This is a genomic window from Arcticibacterium sp., assembly GCF_055134445.1.
On sequence record NZ_JBSRVI010000166.1, the window covers coordinates 15,109 to 41,394 of the forward strand.

General features: G+C 37.8%; 27 protein-coding genes and 1 tRNA gene. 16 read left to right on the plus strand and 12 right to left on the minus strand.

Annotated features, from left to right (window positions below; all coding sequences use genetic code 11):
• Positions 1-120 precede the first annotated feature (120 nt).
• The 3 genes from ACTBZY_RS21800 to ACTBZY_RS21810 form a co-directional block, all read right to left on the minus strand.
• Positions 121-207: transfer RNA gene (locus ACTBZY_RS21800), tRNA-Ser, on the minus strand.
• Between the two features lie 141 nt (positions 208-348).
• Positions 349-1,407, minus strand: a complete 1,059-nt coding sequence (locus ACTBZY_RS21805; RefSeq protein ID WP_463048506.1) for an asparaginase — start codon at positions 1,405-1,407, stop codon at positions 349-351.
• A 105-nt stretch (positions 1,408-1,512) separates the two neighbouring features.
• Complete coding sequence (locus tag ACTBZY_RS21810; protein WP_463048507.1) at positions 1,513-1,842, minus strand: tetratricopeptide repeat protein; 330 nt, start codon at positions 1,840-1,842, stop codon at positions 1,513-1,515.
• A gap of 102 nt (positions 1,843-1,944) precedes the next feature.
• On the opposite strand from ACTBZY_RS21810, the gene ACTBZY_RS21815 reads away from it, so the two are divergent.
• From ACTBZY_RS21815 to ACTBZY_RS21825, 3 genes are all read left to right on the plus strand, one after another.
• Positions 1,945-2,679 carry an electron transfer flavoprotein subunit beta/FixA family protein gene (locus ACTBZY_RS21815; protein WP_463048508.1) on the plus strand — a complete coding sequence of 245 codons (735 nt, stop codon included), beginning with the start codon at positions 1,945-1,947 and terminating at the stop codon, positions 2,677-2,679.
• 258 nt (positions 2,680-2,937) lie between these two features.
• The gene (locus ACTBZY_RS21820) at positions 2,938-3,900 is read left to right on the plus strand and encodes an electron transfer flavoprotein subunit alpha/FixB family protein (RefSeq protein WP_463048509.1); all 963 of its coding nucleotides are present in this window, start codon (positions 2,938-2,940) and stop codon (positions 3,898-3,900) included.
• 1,074 nt (positions 3,901-4,974) lie between these two features.
• The gene (locus ACTBZY_RS21825; protein ID WP_463048510.1) at positions 4,975-5,304 is read left to right on the plus strand and encodes a hypothetical protein; all 330 of its coding nucleotides are present in this window, start codon (positions 4,975-4,977) and stop codon (positions 5,302-5,304) included.
• Positions 5,305-5,313: 9 nt separating this feature from the next.
• Here the strand turns inward: ACTBZY_RS21825 and ACTBZY_RS21830 are convergent, their stop codons facing one another.
• Entirely contained in the window at positions 5,314-6,300 is a 987-nt protein-coding gene (locus ACTBZY_RS21830; protein WP_463048511.1) for a zinc dependent phospholipase C family protein, read from the minus strand.
• 172 nt (positions 6,301-6,472) lie between these two features.
• On the opposite strand from ACTBZY_RS21830, the gene rpsT reads away from it, so the two are divergent.
• The 6 genes from rpsT to ACTBZY_RS21860 all read left to right on the plus strand — a co-directional run bounded on the left by rpsT (position 6,473) and on the right by ACTBZY_RS21860 (position 13,678).
• Complete coding sequence (gene rpsT / locus ACTBZY_RS21835) at positions 6,473-6,730, plus strand: 30S ribosomal protein S20 (protein WP_463048512.1); 258 nt, start codon at positions 6,473-6,475, stop codon at positions 6,728-6,730.
• Between the two features lie 87 nt (positions 6,731-6,817).
• Entirely contained in the window at positions 6,818-7,513 is a 696-nt protein-coding gene (gene radC / locus ACTBZY_RS21840; RefSeq protein ID WP_463048513.1) for a RadC family protein, read from the plus strand.
• Positions 7,514-7,518: 5 nt separating this feature from the next.
• The gene (locus ACTBZY_RS21845) at positions 7,519-7,794 is read left to right on the plus strand and encodes a rhodanese-like domain-containing protein (RefSeq protein ID WP_463048514.1); all 276 of its coding nucleotides are present in this window, start codon (positions 7,519-7,521) and stop codon (positions 7,792-7,794) included.
• Positions 7,795-8,150: 356 nt separating this feature from the next.
• Positions 8,151-9,194 carry an efflux RND transporter periplasmic adaptor subunit gene (locus tag ACTBZY_RS21850; protein WP_463048515.1) on the plus strand — a complete coding sequence of 348 codons (1,044 nt, stop codon included), beginning with the start codon at positions 8,151-8,153 and terminating at the stop codon, positions 9,192-9,194.
• A gap of 7 nt (positions 9,195-9,201) precedes the next feature.
• Positions 9,202-12,294: an efflux RND transporter permease subunit gene (locus tag ACTBZY_RS21855; protein WP_463048516.1), complete on the plus strand. Its 3,093-nt coding sequence runs from the start codon at positions 9,202-9,204 to the stop codon at positions 12,292-12,294.
• 52 nt (positions 12,295-12,346) lie between these two features.
• Positions 12,347-13,678, plus strand: a complete 1,332-nt coding sequence (locus ACTBZY_RS21860) for a TolC family protein (protein WP_463048517.1) — start codon at positions 12,347-12,349, stop codon at positions 13,676-13,678.
• 429 nt (positions 13,679-14,107) lie between these two features.
• Here the strand turns inward: ACTBZY_RS21860 and ACTBZY_RS21865 are convergent, their stop codons facing one another.
• A complete protein-coding gene (locus ACTBZY_RS21865) occupies positions 14,108-14,500 on the minus strand; it encodes a GxxExxY protein (protein ID WP_463048518.1) in 393 nt (130 codons plus the stop codon).
• A gap of 5 nt (positions 14,501-14,505) precedes the next feature.
• Positions 14,506-14,835 carry a single-stranded DNA-binding protein gene (locus tag ACTBZY_RS21870; RefSeq protein WP_463048519.1) on the minus strand — a complete coding sequence of 110 codons (330 nt, stop codon included), beginning with the start codon at positions 14,833-14,835 and terminating at the stop codon, positions 14,506-14,508.
• Positions 14,836-15,084: 249 nt separating this feature from the next.
• Between ACTBZY_RS21870 and ACTBZY_RS21875 the strand changes: the two genes are divergently transcribed.
• The 3 genes from ACTBZY_RS21875 to ACTBZY_RS21885 all read left to right on the plus strand — a co-directional run bounded on the left by ACTBZY_RS21875 (position 15,085) and on the right by ACTBZY_RS21885 (position 17,119).
• A complete protein-coding gene (locus ACTBZY_RS21875; RefSeq protein ID WP_463048520.1) occupies positions 15,085-15,573 on the plus strand; it encodes an RDD family protein in 489 nt (162 codons plus the stop codon).
• A 396-nt stretch (positions 15,574-15,969) separates the two neighbouring features.
• Positions 15,970-16,656: an NAD(P)H-binding protein gene (locus ACTBZY_RS21880; RefSeq protein WP_463048521.1), complete on the plus strand. Its 687-nt coding sequence runs from the start codon at positions 15,970-15,972 to the stop codon at positions 16,654-16,656.
• An 82-nt stretch (positions 16,657-16,738) separates the two neighbouring features.
• A complete protein-coding gene (locus tag ACTBZY_RS21885; protein WP_463048522.1) occupies positions 16,739-17,119 on the plus strand; it encodes a nuclear transport factor 2 family protein in 381 nt (126 codons plus the stop codon).
• Positions 17,120-17,391: 272 nt separating this feature from the next.
• Here ACTBZY_RS21885 and ACTBZY_RS21890 read toward each other — a convergent pair whose 3' ends face one another.
• Entirely contained in the window at positions 17,392-17,721 is a 330-nt protein-coding gene (locus tag ACTBZY_RS21890; protein ID WP_463048523.1) for a single-stranded DNA-binding protein, read from the minus strand.
• Positions 17,722-17,961: 240 nt separating this feature from the next.
• Here ACTBZY_RS21890 and ACTBZY_RS21895 point away from each other — a divergent pair, with 240 nt between their 5' ends.
• Together ACTBZY_RS21895 and ACTBZY_RS21900 are read left to right on the plus strand one after the other, a co-directional pair.
• Positions 17,962-18,807, plus strand: a complete 846-nt coding sequence (locus ACTBZY_RS21895) for a hypothetical protein (protein WP_463048524.1) — start codon at positions 17,962-17,964, stop codon at positions 18,805-18,807.
• A 119-nt stretch (positions 18,808-18,926) separates the two neighbouring features.
• Positions 18,927-19,286, plus strand: coding sequence for a hypothetical protein (locus tag ACTBZY_RS21900; RefSeq protein ID WP_463048525.1), 360 nt, complete (start codon positions 18,927-18,929; stop codon positions 19,284-19,286).
• Between the two features lie 72 nt (positions 19,287-19,358).
• On the opposite strand, the gene ACTBZY_RS21905 is transcribed toward ACTBZY_RS21900, so the two are convergent.
• From ACTBZY_RS21905 to ACTBZY_RS21920, 4 genes are all read right to left on the minus strand, one after another.
• A complete protein-coding gene (locus ACTBZY_RS21905; protein ID WP_463048526.1) occupies positions 19,359-19,934 on the minus strand; it encodes a hypothetical protein in 576 nt (191 codons plus the stop codon).
• Positions 19,935-20,006: 72 nt separating this feature from the next.
• The gene (locus tag ACTBZY_RS21910; protein ID WP_463048527.1) at positions 20,007-20,591 is read right to left on the minus strand and encodes a DUF4126 domain-containing protein; all 585 of its coding nucleotides are present in this window, start codon (positions 20,589-20,591) and stop codon (positions 20,007-20,009) included.
• A gap of 56 nt (positions 20,592-20,647) precedes the next feature.
• Positions 20,648-21,532, minus strand: a complete 885-nt coding sequence (locus tag ACTBZY_RS21915; protein WP_463048528.1) for a YicC/YloC family endoribonuclease — start codon at positions 21,530-21,532, stop codon at positions 20,648-20,650.
• Positions 21,533-21,666: 134 nt separating this feature from the next.
• The gene (locus tag ACTBZY_RS21920) at positions 21,667-22,701 is read right to left on the minus strand and encodes a hypothetical protein (protein ID WP_463048529.1); all 1,035 of its coding nucleotides are present in this window, start codon (positions 22,699-22,701) and stop codon (positions 21,667-21,669) included.
• Positions 22,702-22,814: 113 nt separating this feature from the next.
• Here ACTBZY_RS21920 and argS point away from each other — a divergent pair, with 113 nt between their 5' ends.
• Positions 22,815-24,590 carry an arginine--tRNA ligase gene (argS, locus tag ACTBZY_RS21925; RefSeq protein WP_463048599.1) on the plus strand — a complete coding sequence of 592 codons (1,776 nt, stop codon included), beginning with the start codon at positions 22,815-22,817 and terminating at the stop codon, positions 24,588-24,590.
• 24 nt (positions 24,591-24,614) lie between these two features.
• Here the strand turns inward: argS and ACTBZY_RS21930 are convergent, their stop codons facing one another.
• Complete coding sequence (locus ACTBZY_RS21930) at positions 24,615-25,133, minus strand: hypothetical protein (RefSeq protein WP_463048530.1); 519 nt, start codon at positions 25,131-25,133, stop codon at positions 24,615-24,617.
• Between the two features lie 183 nt (positions 25,134-25,316).
• Between ACTBZY_RS21930 and ACTBZY_RS21935 the strand changes: the two genes are divergently transcribed.
• Entirely contained in the window at positions 25,317-26,282 is a 966-nt protein-coding gene (locus tag ACTBZY_RS21935) for a glycosyl hydrolase family 18 protein (RefSeq protein WP_463048531.1), read from the plus strand.
• Positions 26,283-26,286 lie beyond the last annotated feature (4 nt).

Sequence of the window (26,286 nt, forward strand, 5' to 3'; positions counted from 1 at the left end):
CTTAGAATTAAACATCAAACTGATTTTCCAGCTTTCTCCATAGAGCGGAATATCCTGAAAGTTCCGTGAGGAACCCCTTAGCAAAACCTGCTAAAAACTCTATAAATAATGAAAAAAAAGCAGAGGGAGCGGGATTCGAACCCGCGAAGCCATTGCTGACTTACACGCTTTCCAAGCGTGCTCCTTCAGCCACTCGGACATCCCTCTGTGTTGCTTTTTTTGGTAAATTAACCTACCAAAATCAGCTGCTTTTAGTTTCGGCTTGCAAATTTAACAGTTTCTTTTCATTCCGACAAAATAAAGCTAAGATTAGCATGAACTTTAGGCTATTTTCCTTAAATTATGGGATTAATCTACCACTTCCCCCCTTAAATTTGATTCTAGCATTTCTTTTAGGCGTGGTCTAGCCAAATTCTGACTTAGCAAAAACATGAGTTTACATACAGCCGCCTCCGTGGTCATATCTTTTCCACTAATTACCCCAGCAGCTTGAAGACCTTTTCCAGTATCATAGTCGCCTTGACGCACCTCTCCCCCACTGCACTGCGAAACATTTAAAATAATAATGCCACGCTCAGAAGCATCTTGGAGAATTCCTAAAAATTCAGGATCAGACGACGCATTTCCAGAACCAAAAGTCTCTAGAACTACAGCCTCTAAATTTTCCGTGGCCAACAAGTGTTTTACAAATAAATTTGAAAGCCCAGGAAAGAGTTTTAAAATCAAAACATTAGTGTTTAAATGGGCATAACAAGTAAATTCCCTCTCCGGCTTTGGCATCATATAAGGTCTGTTATAAACACAATAAATACCCACTTCTGCCAGCATTGGATAGTTTTCCGACTGAAAGGCATCAAACTGGGAACTTTCATATTTTTTAGCCCTGTTTCCTCTCAGTAACCTTCCATTGAAATAAATGCAGACATCGAATAAAATAGTTTCACCATCCACTTTGTCTGCCGCTAGTTCTAAAGCCGTCATCATATTCTCCCTAGCATCTGTTCTGGCCACGCCTATGGGAAGCTGAGCTCCCGTTAAAATGATTGGCTTTGCCAAGTTCTCAAACAAAAAACTCAAAGCGGACGCGGTATGAGCCATAGTATCGGTTCCATGTAGTATAACGAAACCATCATATTCATGATAATTATCCTCAATCATTTTTGCCAACTCCAGCCAGATGGCAGGGCTCATGTTAGACGAATCAATAGGTGGCTCTAAAGGGATAATGGTTAATTCAGACTCAAAACGCTCTAGCTCAGGAATGTTTTTTTGAATTTCATCAAAATCAAAAGGCACTAAGGTTTTCTTCTGCTTATCATAAACCATACCTAAGGTCCCTCCAGTATAAATCATCAAAATCCTTGACGCTCCATTTCCACTGGTATTCACTTTTAACTTTTTATACATCACTATAACTTATTTTACACTAAACATCATTTAAAACAACACTCGACCTTAGCTGAGACTTTCAAAGGTGACTGAGGCACCCGATAGTGGCTGAAGCACTCGAAGCTACCATTCCTCCATTTCATCCTTCAGCATCTCATAAGCTCCTTCCAATTCCCTTTGAATCTTCCCGTTATTTTGAGATTTCGCTAAAGCAATGCCTCCTAAATATATTTGCTCTGCTTCTTCTAAATCGTCACTATCAAAGTAGATTTTTGCCAACTGATAATAAGTCGGCAGGTAATCTGGAAACTCCTTCACCAGACGCTCTAAATGGCTTTTTGCTCTTTTCAAATCTCCTTTTAATAGCTCCATAGCTACAGCATACCTATTAAATGGATCCTCAGGATCTGCTTCTAAAAATTCCAATAATAATTTCAAACGGTCTTCTTGCATTCTCTTAATGGGCTCGTTACATTTGTAATGTTATGCATGCATAACAATTTTGAATCTTTTGATTCAAATATCTATATTTCAATTTAACAAATTTTAATAAGCATGAAAATACTCGTTTGTATTTCAAGTGTTCCTGATACAACTTCCAAAATCAGTTTTACAGATGATAATACCGCCTTTGATACCAACGGGGTTACTTACATAATAGGCCCCTATGACGATTATGCTCTAGCCAGAGCGGTGGAACTTAAAGAACAAAGTGGTGGAACGTTGACTGTCATTAATGTAGGCACCGCATCTTCTGACCCTCAAATAAGAAAAGCACTAGCCATTGGAGCAGACGACGCCATCAGAGTGGATGCTGAACCTACAGACTCTTACTTTGTAGCGGAGCAAATAGCCCATATAGCCAAAGATGCCGGATACGACTTGATCATGATGGGAAGAGAAACGACAGATTATAACTCTGGCGTGGTGCATGGCATCGTTGGAGAACTTTTGGGTATTCCTTCTTTATCTCCCGTAATGGAATTGACCATAGATGGTAACAAAGCTAAAATCTCCAGAGAAATAGAAGGTGGAAAAGAGAAGATTGAAGCTACACTTCCTCTAGTTTTAGGATGTCAAGAACCCATAGCGGAATGGAAAATTGCTAGCATGAGAGGTATTATGACCGCCAGAAAGAAACCACTTAATGTAGTTCAGCCGATTGGCGAGAGCTTAACTAGCGTTTCTTCTTATACATTGCCTCCTGCCAAAGGAGCTTGTAAAATGATTCCAGCAGAAGAAGCCGAAAAGTTGATTGAGCTTTTAAGAACGGAAGCTAAGGTGATTTAACTTGTCCTGTGATAGATATCGGATGATTGAAGTTTAAATTTTCAATCATAAGAATGGTTTCCTAAATTACTTGGATATGCATTAGTCAAAGTAGTCACATGCTTACCACAAAGAAGAAAATATATAAATGCAAATCGGTTCATTAAACAGGAAGCAGAAGCATTTTATTTGATGAATATGATGATTGCATTTAACAAAAAAATAGATTAAAACGCTGGAAAACAGACATCCAGTCTCAAACATTAAACAAAAAACATCATGTCAATTTTAGTATTTGCAGAATTAGCAGATGGAGCAGTAAAAAAGACCTCTTTAGAAGCCGTTTATTATGGAGCCAAAGTAGCGGAAATGATGGGTGGCACCAATACGGTCATAGCGATAGGAAACACCACGGAAGCTGAATTAGCAAAATTAGGCAACTACGGGGCAACTAAAGTATTACACGCAGATGACAGTAAACTAGAATCTGCCAGTATTATGGCATATTCTGAAGTACTAATCGCGGCAGCCAAAAGCACAGGTGCTAAGGTTATTATTACAGCAAAGTCTTCCTTAGCAGATGCCGTAACGGCAAGAACTGCGGGGGCACTTAAGGCAGGCGTGGTAGGCAATGTAACAGACTTACCAAACCTAGACAACGGCTTTACGGTTACCAGAAGTATTTTCACAGGAAAAGCCTTTGCAGAAACGTCTATAAGCACAGACATCAAAGTTCTAGCTTTAAAGAAGAACGCCATCACTCCTGTAGTTTCGGATCCCACTGCAACGGTAGAAGCATTTCAAGCGGATGTTAATGAGGCTGCCTTTGGTGCAAAAATCACCGAAACACTTAAAGCTACAGGAACGGTTCCTTTACCAGAAGCAGATTTAGTAGTCTCTGGAGGAAGGGGCATGAAAGGGCCGGAAAACTGGCAACCACTATTGGACCTAGCGGAAGCTTTAGGAGCCACCACAGCGTGCTCTAAACCAGTGTCTGACCTAGACTGGAGGCCTCATCACGAACACGTAGGACAAACAGGCGTTAAAGTTTCACCAAATCTTTATATCGCTTGTGGAATATCAGGAGCCATTCAGCACTTAGCTGGCGTTAACTCCTCTAAAGTGATTGTAGTGATCAATACTGACCCAGAGGCACCTTTCTTTAAGGCGGCAGATTACGGTATTGTAGGAGACGTTTTTGATGTTCTCCCTAAATTGACAGCAGCTGTAAAAGCGGGTTAAAACTAATTCAAAAAAAAGAATCAAAAAAAGCCTGATCTTAGCGGATCAGGCTTTTTACGTATAGACATATCCTGATTTTATTGAAATTGTCCCTTAATCTAAATGACTTTATAGTAAAGCATCTATATCGTTATGAAAAACATTAAACTGCATTTATTAATAATTTCCCCCTTTCTGTTTTTAGTCAGTTCATGTAAAAAAACAAGCTCCAGTAACACACCCATTCTCATAGAAGACGAACCAGCAGTAAAAAAAAGAAGTAGAACAATTTGAATTTCCGCTGGCCAAAACTTCTCGTGACTTTGACAATCCTGAAACGACCATTACCAATTCCTATACCTTTGAATATTCAGAAGGTAATTTTTCAGAAAGAGGCAGAAAAGCAAAAGCATTAAAAGTTGAGAAGATTAGCACAAAGGGTCTCATTGACATCCCAATAACTGTTACCCCCGATTTAGAATTCACCAATAAGGACATCAAAAAACTTCTCCCTCAAAGTTCGCCGATTGCACTGCGTGTATAAAACAGCCCCAATCATGTTTCATTTAGGGATATGGGTAGCCCAACAAACTTAGATATAGAAGCCGATTCCACTTATTCCATCAAACGGAAACGCTTATGGAGCATAGCTTTCAAATGGTTCAACCCGGATTATGTGTTGGGGAGTAGTTAAAATACAATAAATCAGATAATTAAAGGAAATTAGCATAGCACCGCTATAGTGATTGAGTTTAAATGGGTTTACGTACTGATTTGAAGCAATTTAACTACAGTCCCGATAGCTATCGGGAGATTACCTAATGCATAAAGCGGGTTCAACTTACTTTACCTAAAAACTTAGAAAAACTGAATTTGAAATAGAATTGGTCATTATTAGTGATGAAACACCCCTTGGAACTATTACTTTACACTTTCAGGAGATACCAGAGTTACCATTTCCTAAATGGCTCTATCACAAAATCTCCAAATGTAAATTAGCCAAGTGAAGTCTTTCCCGACTTGCTCATTGATGCAAACTCCTATCCTTTTGATTTTCTGTTCTTTGAGCATGGTGTTGGGAGCAATGGATGTCCTATGTCATTATTTAACTTCGATCTAAGTGTTGGCAATTCAATTCCTGGAGATGTACGAGATAATTTCATTTATGTTATCACAGACCTTAATGGAACTGACGCTATTAATATTTTCACTAACTCAAATCATACACCAACCTCTATTGTGCTTAACGGAAATACGTACACTTACTATCAGACAGAAAAGGAAGACGCATTTAGCACCTCATGGGAGTTTAACTGTGTCATAGCGGCCGATGTAAATGCCCACACTTACCTGAGTTTAATGTACAAAAATGGCGATAAATACATAGATGTAATGTTTAAAGAGCTACCCATAAGTATAGGATAAGAGATAGCATCAAATATCATCAGCCTCTCTTCTCACTTTTAATATTTGGCGAAGCCATGCTTTTTTAAGCTCCACCTCTTCTTCACCAGAACTTTCAAAATCGTAAACACCGAGGTCATCCAAATTGGGCTGGCCAGCATCTACCCAGCAGGTGAACCAAAAATCTCCTATCATTTTCACGGAAGAACGCATTCTTTTTTCTACCTGACCTTCTAGCATCTTGTGATATTTCTTGGAAAAGTCCTTAGAGTACTCTCGTACCGTTTGTCCATTCCGCTCTCCTACAGAAAACTTCTTATCGTCATTCATCTTCAGGGTTACTTCTTTCTCAAAAGCAAACACAGAATCTAAGGCAGCATGAGAACTAAAAACCACGCCCCAAATACGCTTAGGCACATTTTCAATGTAAAAAGCCTGTCCCAACCAAAAGGAATACTTGCCTGAAAAGAGTTCTGGTAACCTGGACTCCCAAAAACCATGAATACCAATTTGATTGGTCATTTGTCCATTATAATTTTCTGTGGTATGCAGCGGAACATGTGCATCTGCTATATAATGTCCCACGTCAGCAGAAAGCCTAAGAATATTTTTGACATCCTTTTTGGTAAAAGCTTCTGTTAACTGATACTTCATTCTAATTACTTGCCAAGGCACCACGCCATAAGCCATTAAAGAATCTTCCGAATACTTTTCTACGGCTTTAGACCAACTCAAAGTTGCCAAATCTTCTTGGATGGCCTTAGGATAGACATCTAAATCAATATAATGACGAGGAGCTTCTCCTTCAACTGCGTAACGTCGTTTATCAGGATTGACGGCATTCTCTGTAACGTAATCTATATTGCTCTTAAAAAAACCAAGCATCTCTACTGGCAGGGTGTAAACCGCCAACCTATTTATCTGCTGATGGGCATAAAAACCCCAAATAAAAGAACTGCAAACCGTAAAAATGACAAGAACAAGACTAGTAATAAAGAATTTATTTTTTCTTACCAATGGACAAAAAGCTTAGATGAGTACTAATTTTAGTCATTTTAAAGTATTTGACGGTAATCAAATGAATTATTTTATTAAACTTTCACTTTTTTACAAGATAGATTAGCAAATTATTTTCTTTCTTTTTATCTTTGCACCCCGAAAGAAGACGAATCGTAAATATTTTATATAAATGGCAAATCATAAGTCAGCATTAAAAAGAATCAGGTCTAACGAAGCTAAGACTTTAAGAAATAAATATCAGCACAAAACTACGCGTACTGCAGTAAGAAAATTACGTGCGGCTACGGATGCAGTAGAAGCTACTGAGCAGTTGAAAGCTGTTTCTGCAATGCTTGATAAATTAGCTCGTAAGAACGTAATTCACAAAAACAAAGCTGCTAACATCAAGTCTTCATTGACTAAGTTAGTAAACGGTTTAGCTGCATAAGCCAAAGCTCCGGTGAAAAAGATATCTTAAGTCGCTCTCTATGAGGGTGGCTTTTTTGTTTTGGAATAAAACGGTGTATATTTCAAAATGCAATACACACACAAACCCGCTATCTCTCAATGGGCTGAAGAAGACAGACCTAGAGAAAAACTACTACTCAAAGGAAGAAGTGCTCTTTCAAATTCTGAAATCATAGCCATTCTTATAGGCTCTGGTAGTCGAGAAAAATCTGCCGTAGAACTGGCCAGGGAGATTTTAGATTTTTTCCAAAACGATATCAACAAATTAGCCAAAGCCTCCATACCAGAGCTGATGAATTTCAAAGGCATAGGGGAAGCTAAAGCCATTTCAATAGTTTCAGCCTTAGAGTTAGGTAGAAGACGAAAAATAGAAAATACAGAGAAGATCCAGAAAGTAGACTCTCCACAGAAAGCCTACGAGTTCTTCAAACCCATTTTATCTGATTTATTACACGAAGAGTTTTGGATTTTACTTTTAGACCAAGTCAGAAGACCCATAAAACACTATAAGATTGGACAGGGCGGTGTTGCATCTGTTTTAGCAGACCCTAAAATTGTCTTTAAAATCGCTGTTGAAAATCTAGCTAGTAGCATTGTGCTTATTCATAATCATCCGTCTGGTAGGGCCCGACCTAGCCAGCCAGACATTCAGCTTACTAAAAAAATGAAACTTGCTGCTGAGCTATTAGATATGCTAATTGCCGACCATATCATTTACACCGATTCCGGTTTTTATAGCTTTGCAAACGAAAACGCACTTTAAATAATATGCAGCAGATTAACCAGAAAGAAATGTTTGAGATTTTGAAGAACGAAAACGCCACAATAGTGGATGTAAGAGAAACCTCAGAATTTCTAGACTTTAATATAGGAGGTATAAACATTCCCGCTCATTTAATCAATGAACATTTAAAGGAACTTGCAAATTTTGACACACTAATTATAGCATGTTCAAATGGTAGCCGTAGCCACATTTTAACTAGGGTGTTTCAAAAGAAACTACCTAATAAGAATATCCTACACTTAGAAGAAGGAATTTTTTAAAAACCCTTGTACTTTCTATCGTTCTTAACCAACCACTTTCCAACAACGAAAGCACCTGATAATAGAAGAACGAAAAACAATATTGGTAACCAAGTAGGAAACTGATAATTAAACATGCCTTTTTGCTTTTTTAAATTAGTGCCACAAAAGTACAAAGCTTTCAAAAAGAAGCCACAAATAATAGGAAAAAAATGTAAAAATGGCGGTGAAAAGGGTATATCCACAGAAGTATATACAAACAATCCTTTGGTCTATTCATTACTTAGCTCCATCCATATAAAGTATCCTGTACTATTCAAAGGAGTTAATTTGGCAAAATTAATAATCACTATAATATAGAATAACACTCCATTTATATGAAACCCTTGATAATTGTTGGTGTGCTTTTGGCACTGTTGGTTATAGGAAAAATATTTTTCTGGAATGACTCAGATGCTTCTCCAGCCGCTTCCGGTGCTGGAAAAGGGCCCAATGCCACATTTGTAAGTACGATTCCGGTTTCAATTGACAATTCCGATCAACTGGTTTATTCCTCTGGAACACTCGCTCCCAATGAGGAAGTAGAACTAAGAAGTGAAACCTCTGGAAGATTGGTTCAATTAAATCTCCGTGAAGGTTCATATGTTCAGAAGGGTGCCTTAATTGCAAAAATTAAAGATGACGACATTCGTGCTCAACTGAAGAAAGTGGCGATTGAAGAACAACTTGCAAACCAAATTGAAGCTCGTCAGAAAAAACTACTTTTAATAGAAGCCATCAGTAAAGAAGAATATGAAATTTCCGCCAGTAGAGTAAGCACTTTAAAAGCAGACAAAGAACTACTAGAAGTAGAACTTGCTAAAACGGAAGTCAAAGCACCTTTTTCTGGTAGAATAGGTTTGAAAAATATTTCTGTAGGAGCTTATGTTACGCCTAATACATTGATAGCCACTTTGGTTCAAACCAATCCTTTAAAGATAGACTTTTCCATTCCAGAGAAATATCTGACCAAAGTAAAAGTAGGACAGGTCGTTTCATTTTCTATTGATGGTACCGTGGAAGAATTCAACTCCAAAATATTGGCAGTAGACCCAAAAATAGACGAAACCTTAAGAACGTTGAAGATAAGAGGTATGACGAATAACTCCAGCGGCAAATTATTGCCTGGTATGTTTGTTAAAGTAAAATTGAACTTAGGCCAAGAACGCTCATTAATGATTCCTTCTGAAACCATAATTCCTGTGTTAGAGGGTAAGAAAGTTTACCTTAAAAGAAATGGAAAGGTAGAAGAAGTCATTATTGTAACCGGACTAAGAAATGAGAAAATGGTTCAGGTATTGAGTGGGTTAAGCGAAGGAGACTCCCTTATTACCACAGCTCTCCAGACGTTAAAAGCTGGTACAGTAGTAACTTCTAACTAGAATTAATATGTCGATATCAACGCTCTCCATAAAAAGACCCGTCTTGGCCATTGTGATGAATCTTCTGATTCTTCTCTTTGGAATAGTTAGTTTTCAGTATCTGGGTGTTAGAGAATACCCATCTGTGGATCCTCCTGTAGTAACGGTCAGCACCAGCTACCCTGGTGCTAATGCCGATATTATAGAATCACAGATCACGGAACCTTTAGAAAAAGCTCTAAATAGTGTAGAAGGTATACGTTCCGTAAGTTCTTCAAGTAATCAAGGCTCTAGTAGAATTACCATAGAGTTTAAACTTGGTCACGACATGGAACGTGCCGCCAACGATGTGAGAGACAAAGTTTCTCAGGCGGTTAGGCAGCTACCAAACGACATTGACGGTTTGCCTAACGTAAGTAAGGCGGATGCTGACTCGGAAACTATCCTTTCTTTCACGCTACAAAGCGATAAAAGAGACATGCTGGAGATTTCTGATTATGCAGAAAATGTCATTTCTCCAAGGTTTGAAACGATTGAGGGTGTAAGCTCCGTAAGAATTTGGGGTTTTAAAAGGTATGCCATGAGGCTCTGGATGAACCCAGATAAAATGGCTTCTCAAGGCGTCACCACTCAAGATGTAAAAACAGCTCTGGATAGAGAAAACGTAGAATTACCTTCTGGAAAACTTCAAGGAAACAATACGGAACTGGTGGTGAAGACCATCGGGAAGTTTACCAATGAAGAAGATTTCAACAACATGATTGTCAGAAATCAAGGGCAACAAATTATTCGTTTTAAAGACATTGGCTTTGCAGAGTTAGGACCTGAAAACCCTGAAACTCTTTTAAGATGGAATGGCGTACCCATGGTAGGAATTGCCATTACTCCACAGCCAGGCTCCAACTACCTGAGTATTTCAGAAGAAGCCCATAAAAGAGCCGACCAAGTTAAAGCCATGCTTCCAGATGATTATTCTATGGAAACAATTATGGATAACACCGTTTTTGTGAAACAATCTGTCGAAGAAGTAGCAGAGACTATATTAATAGCCATATGTCTAGTGGTGGTCATCATCTTCCTTTTCTTTAGAGACTGGATAGTGGCCATAAGACCGTTGATTGATATTCCAGTTTCTCTGGTAGGAACCTTCTTTATTATGTGGATTTTTGGATTTTCTATCAATGTGCTCACACTTCTGGCCATAGTGCTAGCCACTGGTTTGGTGGTGGATGACGGTATAGTAGTCACGGAAAATATTTACAAGAAAATAGAAGCGGGTATGAGACCCGTGGAAGCAGCCATAAAAGGATCCAACGAAATTCTATTTGCGGTTTTGTCCACCTCCATAACATTGGCAGCAGTATTCTTACCCGTTATTTTCATGGAGGGTTTCGTAGGTAAACTTTTCCAAGAATTCGGCATCGTATTGGCTTCTGCCGTAATGATTTCAGCCTTTGTGTCTCTTACATTGACACCAATTCTTAATGCCTACATGAACAGAAAGGTGATTAAGAAAACAAAGTTCTGGACTATGACAGAGCCTTTCTATAGTAAAATGGAGCTTAATTATAAAAACAGCCTTACCAACTTTCTTAATAAAAAAGTGGTAGCGGTTTTAATTCTTCTTTCTACTTTTGGTTTAACGTATTATTTCGGAAGTAATCTTGACTCGGAGCTAGCTCCATTAGACGACCGCAGCGATTTAAGCTTAAGAATGACGGGTCCCGAAGGTTCTTCTTTTGAATACATGGATAACTTTATGCAGAAAGTTTCTCAGCGTGTTATGGATTCTATTCCCGAGATAACCGGAATCTTAAGTGTTACCTCTCCAGGATTTTCTGGTTCTGGTGCGGCCAATTCTGGTTTTGGTGCTGTAAAACTAAAGCCTAAAAACGAACGAAAAAAATCACAATCTGAATGGGCAGATTATTTAAACTCCCAACTTAAGTCCATTCCAGATGCAAAAGCATTTGTGAGTGAAAGACAGACTATCGCATTAAATAAAAGAGGGGGCTTACCAGTTCAGTACGTCATTCAGGCTCCTGGCTTTGAAAAGCTGAGAGAGTATTTACCTGCTTTTGCGGAAGCCGTCCAAAACGACCCTACTTTCACTATTGTAGATCAAGATTTAAAGTTTAGTAAACCTGAACTTTCTATTACTATCGACAGAGAAAAAGCGAAAAGTATGAACGTGGCAGTGGCTGATGTGGCACAAAGTATGCAGTTGGCCTTTGCAGGGCAGCGTTTTAGTTATTTCAACATGAACGGAAGGCAATACCAAGTGATTGGCCAGTTTGACAGAAGCAATAGAAACGAACCTATTGACCTCCGCAGCATGTATGTAAAAAATGCACAAGGGGATCTCATTCAGCTCGACAATATTGTAAAAACCGAAGAACAAAGTAGCCCTCCTCAGCTCTATCATTATGACAGGTATATGTCTGCCACCATTTCCGCAGGCTTGGCCCCAGGAAAAACCATAGCCGATGGCATAGCCGCAATGGACAGAATTAGAGACAACATAGGGGACGAAGCCATTCTTACTTCTTTAGCTGGCTCTTCCAGAGATTTTCAGGAAAGCTCTAGTAATACCCTCTTTTCTTTCATTCTAGCATTGGTATTGGTCTACCTCATTCTTTCCGCTCAATTTGAGAGTTTTATTGACCCGTTTATCATCATGCTAACGGTACCTTTGGCCATTGCGGGTGCTGTGATATCCCTATGGCTATTTGACCAAACACTTAATATTTTTAGCCAAATAGGTATTATTATGTTGATTGGTCTTGTCACCAAAAACGGAATTCTTATTGTAGAATTTGCCAATCAATTGAGAGAACAGGGATTTTCAAAGTCGGAAGCCGTTATTCAAGCGTCTAGTGCCAGATTCAGACCTATTTTAATGACCACCCTAGCTACTGTTTTTGGTGCCCTGCCTATTGCCTTAGCTTTGGGTTCGGCCGGAGAAAGCCGAAGAGCCATGGGTATCGTGGTTATTGGAGGTTTAATGCTTTCATTAATGCTGACGCTTTATGTTATTCCTGCCATGTATTTATACTTGAGCAAAAAGAAGGATTTCCAACGTCAGAAAGAAATAGAAGAGATGACTGTAGAGTTCGCTTAAATCATTTCTTTTTCAAAAAATATATCTAACAGCAAAGCTTTAAGAAAGCCGCATGTATACAAAAAATAAGATTTTTCAGAAGTTCAATTTCGTTTCAAAGGTATTTATCGTATTCTTTGTCTGCTCTCATTCCGTATTTTCTCAGAATGTTATCACTTTAGAAAATGCTATCTCGGAGGCGTTAACAGGGAATTTTAATATTCAAATAGCCCAAAAGCAAGTAGACGCAGCCGAAAACCAGATTTACAAAGGGAATGCGGGTATGACACCCATTATAAATTGGAACACAGGCATCACCACCAACTTTAGTCAAGTGAACCAAGTTTTTCTGGATGATAGAAAAATCAACAGATTTGGTCAATCCTTCGCCCCTTCTACCAACCTAGCTCTTAATTGGACCCTTTATGATGGCAGAAGAATGCAAGTGCTTTATGACAAACTTCAGTATCAAGGCCAGCAAAGTATTTTAGAAAAAAAGCTGGTGGTGCAAAATGCCGTAGCCAATGTGATGCAGACTTATTATGAAATACTGCGTCAGAAGAAATCTGTAGAATACTTAACCACTATTATTGGTTACTATAATGAAAGACTAAAAATAACCGAAGAAAGGTGGCAGATAGGCCGAGGTTCCAAACTGGATTTTTTACAGTCAAAAGCCGACCTCAACACCCAGCAGTCAAGCTTGGTTAATGCTAAAAACGAACTTAAAAATGCCAAAATTAGGCTCAATAATATCTTAGGGGCTGAAGCCGATAGGGTATTCGATATAGCGGAAGTGGATGTGATGAACACGCAATATACCTTGGCAGAGATTCTTCAAACCGCAAAAACCTCAAATCAAGATCTTATAGTGCTGAATAAAGCCATGGAAATAAGTATGCTAGACCAAAGGGAGATGGAGTCTTTCAGAAAGCCACGAATAGCCCTTAACTCCTCTTTTGGATACGCCCTAAGTAAAAACAATGCGGGCTTTTTAGCTCTTAACCAAAGTTTAGGTTTAAACACAGGAATATCGGCCTCTTGGACGATATTTAATGGTCAAGTGACTCAAAGAAACATTCAGCTTTCTAAAATAAACACAGACATCATCTCTAAACAAAAGGAGGGTTTATTAAACCAGTTGGAATCTGACATTTCTGCTGCTTATTATCAATTTCAGACTGACCGTGAATTATTGACACTTGAAAATGAGAATAAAGATGTGGCTCAAGAAAATTTGACCATTTCATTAGAGAAATTTAAACTTGGAAGTAGCACTATTTTAGAATTAAATGATGCCCAAAGAAGGTTTGATGATTCGTTAAACAGACTTGTCAATGCTCAATATAACGAACGTGTATCAGAACTGGAATTGCTTAGGTTAAGTGGGGCTTTGGTGGAATAGGTTCTTTATGGTAAAAATGACAACTGCTAAGTTTACTTTCTAACTGGAAAGTTTCATGGAGAAAAAGACAACCGCTGAGTCGCTAGGACGCTAAGTTTGTTCTGAGTCTGGATATTTTCATGGTAAAGAAAGCTAACCGCTAAGTCGCTAGGACGCTAAGTTTGTTTTCTACTTGTACATTTTCGTGGAGAAAAAGACAACCGCTAAGTCGCTAGGACGCTAAGTTTGTTATAAGTCTGGATATTTTCATGGTAAAGAAAGCTCAACGCTAGGACGCTAAGTTTGTTTTCTACTTGTACATTTTCGTGGAGAAAAAGACACAACCGCTAAGACGCCAGGACGCTATATGTTTTCTTCCTTCATGCCTTGGCGTATGCTTTCACTGGTCCTTAAAAATCCTCACGGTGAAAAGTCTGCACCGCTATGAAACTAAACGCCCTCATAATTATTCACAAACCGCTTTATTCCATTTTTAATTAAAGGCACATTAAAATTTATTAAGAAACCGATCTGCTTGTCCAACAGTTTTAAATAAGACAGTAATTGAGCATGATGAACTGGCATCACATATTCAATGGCTTTTAATTCTACCAGGATCTCCCCTCCTACCAACAAATCAATTCTATATTCCTTATCCAATGTTTGTCCTTTATATATGATTGGCACTGGTACTTGAGCATAAACGGGAATATTCTGAAGCTCAAACTCTTTCAACATACAGGTTTCATAGACCGACTCCAACAAACCAGGACCCATATTTTTATGAACTTCGAAAGCAGCATTCACCACCTTCGAAGCCCAATATTCTTTACTAATTTTCATCCTGCTTATGCTTGCCTTTTCTCAGAAATAACCTCTTCCACTTTGTAGGCTTGAATCTCGGTCACATAAACTTTTTGATTGTCTTTGTTCATGTAGTTTCTGTAGACCAACTTACCCTCTACTTTTACAAATTTTCCTTTGGCGATCAAGGCCTCACATTGTTCCGCCGTTTTGCCCCAGGCTATAATGTTGTGCCAGCTGGTTATGGTCTTCTCCTCGTTATTTTGCATGAACCTTTCGTTGGTAGCCAAGCTAAAACTTGCCTTCTTTGACTTATCAAATTTTAAGATTTCTACATTTCCACCTGCGTTTCCAATTAACTTTACTGTGTTCATAATTGATACTGTTATATTTAAATGAATGTTTGATTATGATGCCGATAAGTCTTTGTTTCAAATCGACGATACAAAGGTGCGATGGCTGTCAAGCGTTAGTCGGTATTTAAACACTTGTATTCGAATAAAAGCATTTGTAAGCGTTTGTTGTCGAATTTTGATTCTTTATATACAACTGAAATACAGCACCTTACAAAACATCATGAGTAGAACCACATTTTATAAATCAGTTGAAAAAAATAATTAAAAATGGGGATACAGCAAATTTTAGCAGAAAAAGGAAAAAGATTATCTGCATATTTAATTGATATAATTCCTATTGTTCTTATAGTTTTTGGAGTCTTTTACATGTTTTTTGATTTCGATAAAACATTAAGTGAATATTTAAACCGAGGAGCCAATGTTGAACCAAGAATAAAGTTTTTAAGAGAACGGAATTGGATTAGGGATATATCATTTTTCATTTGGGTTATTTATTGTGTTGCAATGGAGTCTTCAAAGTTGCAGGGAACTTTTGGAAAATACGCAGTCGGGATAAAAGTTATAGATGAAAGCGGAAATCGAATGACATTAGGGAAATCAATAAAGAGAAATGCAAGTAAGATTTTATCGTACTTGGTTGTATTCTTTGGATTTCTTTGGATTTTATTTGATAAAAACAGACAAGGGTGGCATGATAAATTGAACAAAACTTTTGTTGTGAACAATGATTTTAATTTATATAAATCTGGAGAGTAAAATTAACTAATGACATTAAAATCGCTACAAAAGAGCTATTCTAGATTTAAATGCAGCAAGAAAATATTTATAAAACCACAATAAGGGCAGCAATTTCGACGAGAAAGGTTTCAAGTTCAACGATACTAAAACAGATTTATAATACGAGGCTTGAAGTAATACTGGCGGATGTGAAATTTGAAAGTTTATCAGCATTTGAAACATCGACAAATCTTTGAAACCCGTAATGAGCTTGCCTAAGTGTGGCACATTTATTTAAAAACCTAAAGGAATCAAAGACGAGCGGCTCAGCTATTAAATCACACTACCTAAAAAGCCCAATCGCTACCTACATGGCTGAAAGAACAACAGACAAAGATTTGACAACAAAAATAATATCAAACAAATAAAAAAGCTATGACTTCAAAATCCAATCAAATATCGATAGTAATGCTGGGAGCAAGTGGTGCGGTTGGCACAGCAAGCTTACAAGCCTTACTTCAAGTAAAGAACATTCGTCAGTTGACATTACTTGGTAGAAACCCCATTCCAAATATAAATATTGATTTTGTTCAACAGCACAAAATTAGCGTAACTGATACCAGTTCTTACCAGCATTATTTACCTGGTCATACTGCAGCTATATGTACTTTAGGTGTTGGCGAACCTTCAAAAATGAGTAAAGAAGAATTTATAAAAATTGATAAAACAGCCGTATTAAATTTTGCCGAAGAATGTAAAAAAGCGGGCATTCAGCATTTTGAACTATTAGCTTCTGTTGGCATAAATCCAAAATCAAAATCCTTTTATTTAAGAACAAAAGGCGAACTGGTAGATGAGCTAAAAGCACTAAATTTTGACAGGTTAAGTATTTTTCAGCCTTCCATGATTCTAACTCCAACCAATAGGTACGGTATTGCTCAAGCCATTACCTTGAAAGTTTGGCCACTTTTAAAACCCTTTTTTATCGGAAGTTTGCGAAAATACCGTGGAATTTCGGTGAGTGTTCTTGGGCAATCAATGGCAAAAAATATTTTTAATGAAGGTAAAGGATACGAAATATTACAATGGGACGAATTTTATTCCACAATTAACCCAGCATAAGTAAAAGCCTAGCAGGTAACGGTGTTGGTTAGCATAACAGACGACCCAACAAGTAAAATGACAATTGAATTTATTTTGACAAATGGCAAAAATTAACGTAGCACCCGACTGTGGAAATGCTCCGAGAAAACTGTTTTTAAAAGCCCTGAATATTGCTCTAGCAAATGGCGACAGTGATTTTATCACACAAAATATTCAGGACAGCATAACTTGGGAAATTGTTGGGCTTTACCAAGTGACAGGAAAAGAAAACTATTATAAAGCTATTGTTGAACACAAGCTTTGGCAAACTAAAGAACTTAACATTGACACCATCATTACCCATGGACCTGACGCCTCCGTAAGCGGACAAATTATAACGGCCGACAATTCAGCATATACTTTTTGTGAAATTTACCGATTTAAGGGAGCGGGTGGGACAACAATAAATTCAATTAAGACTTTCCTTATTAAACAAAGTTGACTAGCGATAAAAGACCACCTACCTGCGACTTGAAGACAGCATACCCAACCCATCAATGGAACATGATGCTCTCACATCACAATTCCATTGCGGCCTTCTTACGAGACTCGTATTGTGCTGTTCATGGTGACCATTCATTTCTGATAGCTATCGGAAGGGCTTTCGGTTACCTAGCTCTTCTAAGCCCAACATTCTTGTAACACGGGACGGCGAACCGCTCCATCTATATGTTTGAATTGGTCCAAATCCTAGCCTGAGTGGGATGGTGTCGCTTATGCTTGGCTTTTCTCAGAAACAACCTCTTCCACTTTATAGGCTTGAATCTCCGTTACATAAACTTTTTGATGGTCTTTGTTCATGTAGTTTCTGTAGACCAACTTACCCTCTACTTTTACAAACTTCCCTTTGGCGATCAAGGCCTCACATTGTTCCGCCGTTTTGCCCCAGGCTATGATATTGTGCCAGCTTGTTATGGTCTTCTCCTCGTTATTCTGCATGAATCTTTCGTTGGTAGCCAAGCTAAAACTGGCCTTCTTTGACTTATCAAATTTTAAGATTTCTACTTTTCCACCTGCGTTTCCAATTAATTTTACTGTGTTCATAATTGATACTGTTATATTTAAATGAATGTTTGATTATGATGCCGATAAGTCTTTGTTTCAAATCGACGATACAAAGGTGAACTGGCTGTCAAGCGTTAGTCGGTATTTAAACACTTGTATTCGGATAAAAACATTTGTAAGCGTTTGTTGTCGGATTAGTTTATTATATTTAACTGAAATACAACAATTTATAACGACGAGTGCGTAAATCCACATTTTAGAGTACGGACATTGACAACTATGTTTGGAGAGCATATGCTAATTGGCAAGAATAATTATAAGTTAATTGCTTTAGATACTAATGTGCTTAGAGAAGTCTGTATGGATAATGAGGAGTATAAGAAGCGTCTCTTCAAGAAGTTCGTTTTATCTGAAGAGAAGTATGCATTCTGTTTTTCGATATATAATGTATTAGAGCTAAGGCCATATCAGGATATCTTTGAGAGGTTTATTGAGTTCTTTTGCCAGCTGCCAGCTCTAATGTTTTTTCCGTATAGCTTAATACTGAAGAAAGAAGCTGAATGTTATAAAACTGGTTTGGATTTTAAGATTGATAATAGTATTGCTAATGCATTTAGCTCAGAAGGAAAGGAGATAAGCTACAATTTCAGAGGATTTCTTAATGGAATGTTTGAGAATGATGGAATTCGAAAGAACATACAAAAAGAATTAAACCAACTTAAAGGATTCGCCGATACATGGAATAAGCAAAGAGATGATACTATAGAAATGCTTACAAAAAAGGGTTATCCATTGGATATGATTAATGAAAAGTTTTATCGAATACAGGAAGAAGCAACAATTAGGAGGGATTTAGAGTTGCGAGGTATCAGTATAAATATCGGCTCTGACTTCATAAGATTTCCAGCTGCACGTATGATGGAGTATTCACAATTTAACAGAGTTCATTTGACCAAGAAAAAAATAACGTCTAATGATGTTGTCGATGTACAGTTAAGTGCAATGTCACCTTATGTAGATTCGGTTGTTACAGAGAAATTTCAGGCTAATGTGTATAAGAAAGCCAAGAAATTCATAATAGAATTAAAGCAACTTGAAGTTTACACTTTGAAGGATTTAAGGTAGTGCCTGGAGCCTTTGTGAACGCCCTCTAACAATGAATCCCGTAGTCTACCGGATTAAGGAACGTGAAAAGGGAAGAATGAGACTTGTAAACATGGAAATTTACCAAACGTTTTAAAAACATGAATCAAAAATGCTTAGTTTGTGAAACACCTTTCTCTGGCAGAATAGACAAGAAATTTTGCTCTGACTTATGTAGAAATTCTTATAACAACCAACAAAACTCTGACAAGGTAAACCTGGTAAGAAACACCAATAATGCCCTTAGGAAAAACCGAAGAATTTTAGAGAAAATATGCCCTGAAGATAAAGCCAAGACCACTAGAAACTCACTTATGGATAAAGGCTTTGATTTTAACCTAATTACCTCGTTAAGAACCACCAAAAAAGGCAGTACCTATTACTTTGTATACGATTACGGATATCTGGAATTGGACAATGATTTCTTCTTAGTGGTGAAGGATAATAGAATAGACAGTTAAAGGTATGGCTTCTAGCCCACAAAAAACCTCCATACTTTCGCATGAAGGCTTTAAAAAGACTATTTATAAACGTTATAATAATCCATTTAATAGATTTAAGGAAGACCCCAATTTCTTTCCAATAACCTTTTGAGCCATATTAGCAGCCATGCCTGTTTTATCTAAATTATCACTTTTACTACGGACTACATCCAGCATTTTAGATAGCTTGCTCACCGATGCTCCTGAGCCTAATGCACCCAAACCAGTCTGTAAAATATTGACATTACTGCCTACTTGAGAACCCTTACCCAGAAGGCTCCCTCCCAGAAGATTCTTAAGTCGCTGTGCAGCCACTAAGGTTTTTATTGTACTTATCACTTTTTGAATTAGATTCATATCCGCATTTCCATTTCTAATAGACGGGATTAATCCTCCTAAAGCTGTAGCTTGGCCTAAAAGCTTAGTAGCAAAGTCTCCATTTGATTTTTTAGCTTCGTCTTTAAGACTTAAAGTGGCATCGCTTAAAATACCAGCTACCTTCTTATTATCTCCACTATTTATCATGCTCATGGCATTATCTAAAACACCTAAATCAAAAGATTGAGCTTGTAGATCTTCTAAATTTATGAATACGATAAAAGCGAGTAGAATTGTTATTTTCTTCATGTTAAAAATTTAAGGTTTGTTTACTTTAAGACCTCAAATTTTGAATAAGTAACAAGAAATCGTACAAATAACCTATCTAGTGACCTTCTTGCGTCTTTGATTAATGAGCTTTCGCCAAATCCAGATCACAAAATAGAGCACTATGGCTCCTATAAAAAGGGGAAGTGCCAGAGCCAAAATTGACAAAATAACGGACAGGCCGTTTTCTACACTTGCTAAAATGTTATTTCCTAAACCGCCCGTAAACTTGGTACTGCCCAACCTTAATAATGAAGTGCCCGCCTGAATGGTTCCTGCCACACCACCACCAGCTACTAAGCTTAAACCCCACTGTAGCATTGGGTCTTCTACTCTTAAAAAAGAAGAAGTTAAAACCGTACCCGCCACCACAGCGGCAGGCATGGCTAAACTATCTAAAAGATTATCTACCACCGGTATATAATATGCTGCTAGCTCAAAAACGGCAGCTATAGCCAAAACTATGGTAGTGGGTGTATCAGCCATCCAAGACATATTATCGGCCAACTCATATACCCCAAATTTACCGGCTAAATTACCAACTAAAAGAGGCATGAATACCCTGAATCCAGAAGCGGCACTGAGGGCTATCCCCAACATAAGGGGTGGCAAAAATTGAAGTATTTGTTCAAATTCCATTACACCAGAGCTTTTAAGAATTGATGGCTCTTTTTAAAACTAAATATCTTTTACTATTAAACAATATTCAAAGTCTGCTCTTTAATCTTCTCCAGTTCATCTTTCATTTGAACTACTAATCTTTGAATGACAGCATCGTTTGCCTTAGAACCAATCGTGTTAATTTCTCTTCCTATTTCTTGAGAAATAAAGTTAAGACGCTTACCGTTGGTGCCCTTTTCTAATTCTGCAACAAAATAAGTCAAGTGGTTACCTAGTCTTACCTTCTCTTCAGAAATGTCGTATTTCTCTACATAATATACCAGCTCTTGTTCAAACCTATCTTGGTTGAAATTCTCATTTTGCACCAATTCAGAAATAGCTTTTTCAATCCGTTCTCTTATGACAGGAATTCTAGTAGGGTCTTGCTCCGCTACCTGATCTAGACAGCTGCTAATATTAGCAATATACTCCTTAAACTTCTCCGCTGTTACATTTCCTTCTTGGGCTCTAAACTCTTGGCATTTAATGATGGCAGCCTTAACGGTTTCCAAAATCATACTCCACTCCTCTTCTGCAGCCTCTTCCTTTACGCCATTGGCATTATAAGCATTAGGCATCATCGTGGCCATTCTTAACACTTCCGTTGGGGTGGCCTCAAAGCCAAGTTCATTGGCAGTGCTCATTAAATCTTTAAAATAAGCCTTTACCAGTACTCTGTTTACGGTAGTACCTGCCACGCTTTCGTCTTTAGGCACCACATTAAGAGAAAGCTCAATTTTACCTCTTTGAAGCTCAGTAGTAAGCAAATTCCTCAATTCCACTTCCTTATCGGAATAGGCTCTGGGCATTCTACAAAAAATATCGGTGAACTTTGAATTTAGCGTTTTAACTTCTGCAGATACAGCAAGTTTATCGTTCTCTATAGCGGCCGAGCCGAAGCCCGTCATTGATTGCAGCATTCTTTATTTATTATAATTTACTAACCAAAATTATGAAATGTATGGTGTCTATCACTACAAAAAAAATATAAGTACCTCTATTTGGGCAAATTATATGACGTATAGTCTCTTTTGAAGCACAGCAGTGCCTATTTTTAATTTGAACTGCTCACCGTCGCTAGCCTTAAACCATCTGGCGTACCTATATAAATATCGCCTTTGCTATTCACAGCCATGGCAGAAGGATATTCAAAAGAAGCATCTGGCCCCACTCCATCTGTATTGCAATCGGCTAATATTCCTCCTGCTAGCGTAGTCACCTGGCCATCTAAAGAAAGGCTTCGAAGTCTAATTCTTCCTGTTAATTTAAACTGGTCTAAGAAGTAAAGGTTGCCCTGAGGGTCTGATGCCAACAAACTTACGTTGCCCACAAATGCATTAGGAATAAGACCATCTCCAAAGTTAGATGTGGTTTCATCTCCGAAACTAAAATTCTCCGACTGAACATAATGTTTCTGAAAGTCTTTATCTAAATAGGCCAAAACCGCATCATTAAAAATCCCTTCAAAGCCTGATAATTTATAGTAACTCCTGCCTCCTCCAGATGCAAAAATATTACCTTCTAGCTGCACGCCATCAAGCTCCACCGCTTCAGCAATCTTAACCCAGTTTTCTCCATCTTGCCTGTAAACCTCAGAAGCATATCCCAATATATTATTGCCTGAGGCATCGCCGGTAAGAAAATTAATATTGGAATAGAAATCGCTCTCTTGGTTTAAAGGATTTGGAATCGCTTTGATTTCTCCACCCTCTTTATAAGAAAAATAGAGTACATCCGCTTTCTGAAAAAGCCCAACAATACACAGCTCGTCATTAGCACCTATGAAAAGACGATTCGGGCTGTCATACTTAAAAATTTCATCTGAAGACTTTGGGAGTACGGTTATACTACCATCTGTTGACATTTTGAATACCCTATCAGAAGCATCTATTGTGAAATACAGATTATCTTTTGAATCAAAAACCATCGACCTTATATCTGTAGGCTCAAAGCCGTTAATATTGACAAAACCTGTTAATGTCTGTACCGAATAATGTGTGGAAGGACTTACTTCTGCTGGAGTTTTACCGCACGAAAATAAAAATGTTATGAATAAAACGAGGTAGATGTAGTTAATTAGATGTTTCATGATTGTGCTATTAGTAATTAAAAAGCTGCAAAAATATCAGTCTTAAAACACCCAGCCTAGAATTCTCTCCCTAAAAGTTCTAATTTTGCCATTCATTTTCTAAAACACGTATGATGAACATTGAACTACAGCTTCAAAATGATATTTCTAACGCTTTAAAGTCGCTTTTTGCTGAAGAAAGTGAAGTGATCTTACAGCCTACTAGGAAAGATTTTGAAGGCACTTATACTTTTGTGGTTTTCCCTTTGGTTAAAAAACTCAAGAAAAGTCCTGTAGAAATTGGTAAAAACTTAGGAGAATACCTTCAAGAGCATTCTAGTCTCATTTCTGGCTTTAATGTGGTTCAGGGTTTTCTGAATTTAGTTTTAGCAGAATCTGTCTGGTCAGATGTTTTCAATGTTCAGTTGGCCACTAAAAATGAGGCGGCTTTTGAAAAGAAAAACGCAGGTGTATTGGTAGAGTTTTCTTCTCCAAACACCAACAAACCTTTGCATTTAGGCCACTTAAGAAATAACTTTTTAGGCTCTGCCGTCTCAGATATCTTAAAAGCCAATGGCTACGATGTTAATAAGGTTTGTTTGGTAAACGACCGTGGCATCCATATTTGTAAATCCATGATTGCCTATCAATTATTTGGCAATGGTGAAACGCCAGAAAGTGCTGGCATAAAAGGAGACCACCTAGCCGGAAAATACTATGTGGCTTTTAATAAAGCTTATAAAGCAGAAATAACAACAATAGTAGCAGAAGGCCAAACAGAAGACGAAGCCAAAAAAAATTCTCCGCTCATGAAAGAGGCTCAATCCATGCTCATCAAATGGGAAAATGGTGATGAGGAAGTGATTGACCTTTGGAAAAAAATGAACGGCTGGGTATATGATGGATTCAATGCCACCTACAAAAAAATAGGTGTGAGTTTTGATAAAACCTATTACGAATCCGACACCTACGTATTGGGAAAAGATCTAGTAGATGAAGGCTTAGAAAAAGGCGTTTTCTTCAAAAAAGAAGACAATTCTGTTTGGATAGATTTGACCGAGGAAGGGATGGACGAAAAACTGGTACTCCGTGGAGACGGCACATCGGTTTACATTACCCAGGACCTAGGAACCACCGAGCTTAAGTTTCAAGATTATAATTCTGAAAAGGCCATTTGGGTAGTAGGAAACGAGCAAGACTACCACTTCAAGGTACTTTTTGCTATTCTGAAAAAACTAGGCAGAAAATATGCTGAGGGCTGTTATCACCTGAGCTACGGCATGGTAGATTTACCCTCTGGCAAAATGAAATCTAGAGAGGGAACGGTAGTGGATGCAGACGATTTAGTGGCAGAAATGATAGCTACCGCCAAAACCTCTACAGAAGAAAAAGGAAAAGTTGATAGCTTTACCGAAGCGGAGAAACAGGAGCTGTTTGAAATGCTGGCTTTAGGTGCTTTAAAGTATTTCTTACTGAAAGTAGAGCCTAAAAAGCGAATGCTTTTCAACCCTGAGGAATCTATAGACTTCCAAGGCCATACAGGACCTTTTATTCAATATACCCATGCCAGAATAAAATCTATTCTAAGAAAAGCTGCTACCGAAGGACTTTCTGTTCCTGAAAAAATAGACGCTATTTCTATGGCAGGAATTGAAACCGACTTAGTGTATTTACTGGGAGATTACAAATCTACTATTGATAAGTCGGCTGCTGAATTTGCACCATCTATCATGGCAAATTACTGTTACGATTTAGCCAAGACGTTTAACTCTTTCTACTCAGAATTATCTGTCATGAATGAGACTGATTTGGCAAAAAGAGATTTCAGATTAGCACTTATTCAACAGGTAGCTTCTACCCTTAAAAAGGGAATGAAACTTCTAGGAATAGATGTTCCAGAAAGAATGTAAATCATTCTTTCTGAAGAACTTATTTCACTTTCTCACTCTGGAGAAATATATAATCTTTTTAAGAGAGGTGGAGTTTCTTATTTCCTTTTCTGGTAGCTGTCCTTCCAATAAGAACACGGCATCCTGAATGAGATTACCCTCTGAACTATTGTGAGAATAATCAAAAGAAAGGCTTTGAACAACTGGAGAAACAGCCTCCAGTGCGTCATCGGTAATATTCAATAAATAAATCTCTGGATAAATTTTATATCCTGTAATAGTTACCTTGCCTTCGCTAGGGTTGAAATCGTAGTTCTCTGAAATGGTTCTTGAATTGAGAACCTCCTCTAAAAGGTTGTTTTCCTTAAAATTCCAAACCAATTGGCTGATTTCGGCTAAATACAGTTTTCTGGTTTCTGCTTGGAATGACTTGCCGTCAATCACAAAGCTAATTCCGTTAATCTCCCATTCGCCTAAAAGTTTTAAACTTTTAAGGTCGTCTTTTGAATCTACATTACAAGAAATAAGAAAAGATGAAAGTAGAAGAAGTATGGCTAATCTCACTAATTAAAAGTTTTATGGTTCTAATGAATAGACAATTTAAATGCCATATTTAAATATTCGTTATAGAAATAAAGACTTTTTTCACAAAGTTGTACTTTAAAAAGAATTTAGCCTTGAACATGAGGTTTGACGCAGGCTTTTGAAAGCTATTTTTATAAATTGAAAGTTAAATAAAATTCAACTATGATTAAAAAAAGTACATGCTGCGTAATTGGTCTTTTACTGCTCTGCAACTTAAGTTTTGCACAGCAAAAATTTAAGACGATAGCTTATTATACACCAAACACAAATCCAGAGGATATACCTTTTGATAACATCACGCATCTCAATTATTCGTTTGCAATACCTTCCAAAACTGGAGATACCTTAGAACCCTTAAAAGATGACAGTGTTTTAAGAAAAATGGTGCCCTTAGCCCATAAAAACAATGTGGAAGTATTTATCTCCATTGGTGGCTGGGGTATAGGAGACGGCGGCGGAGAAGATAGCAGATTTCATAGAATGTCCGAAACGGCAGAAGGAAGAGCCAAATTCATCAAAGCAACCATGGATTTTGTAATAAAATATAACCTAGACGGCGTGGATCTAGATTGGGAATACCCAGACCCAAACCACCGCTCTGCAGACGATTATATTTTACTTTGCAAAGACTTACATAACGCGTTACATAAAAGAGGTGGTAAACTAACCGCCGCTGTGGTTTCTCAGGGTAAACAAGCTTACGGAATTAAGGAAGCCGTATATCCCTATATGGACTGGCTAAACATTATGGTATACGATGGCGACTACGGTCCTGCAGAACTTAAGCATCATTCGCCATATTCTATGGCGGTTAAGTGTATTGACTTTTGGTTAAACGAGCGAAACTTACCTGCTGAGAAATGTATATTGGGCTTACCTTTTTATGCAAAGAAAGGACACGGAAATTTTGGATTTACCTACAAGCAACTGCTAGAAGCTGGAGCTAGCCATTATGACGACTACTGGAACGGGCACTATTATAATGGAACCATCACCATTGCTAATAAAACCAAACTGGCTATGGACAAAAACTTAGGTGGCGTCATGGTGTGGGAGCTAAGCTGTGACACTACAGACGAGTATTCCCTTTTCAAAACCATACATGACACCATTTTAGAGTATAAATAGAATA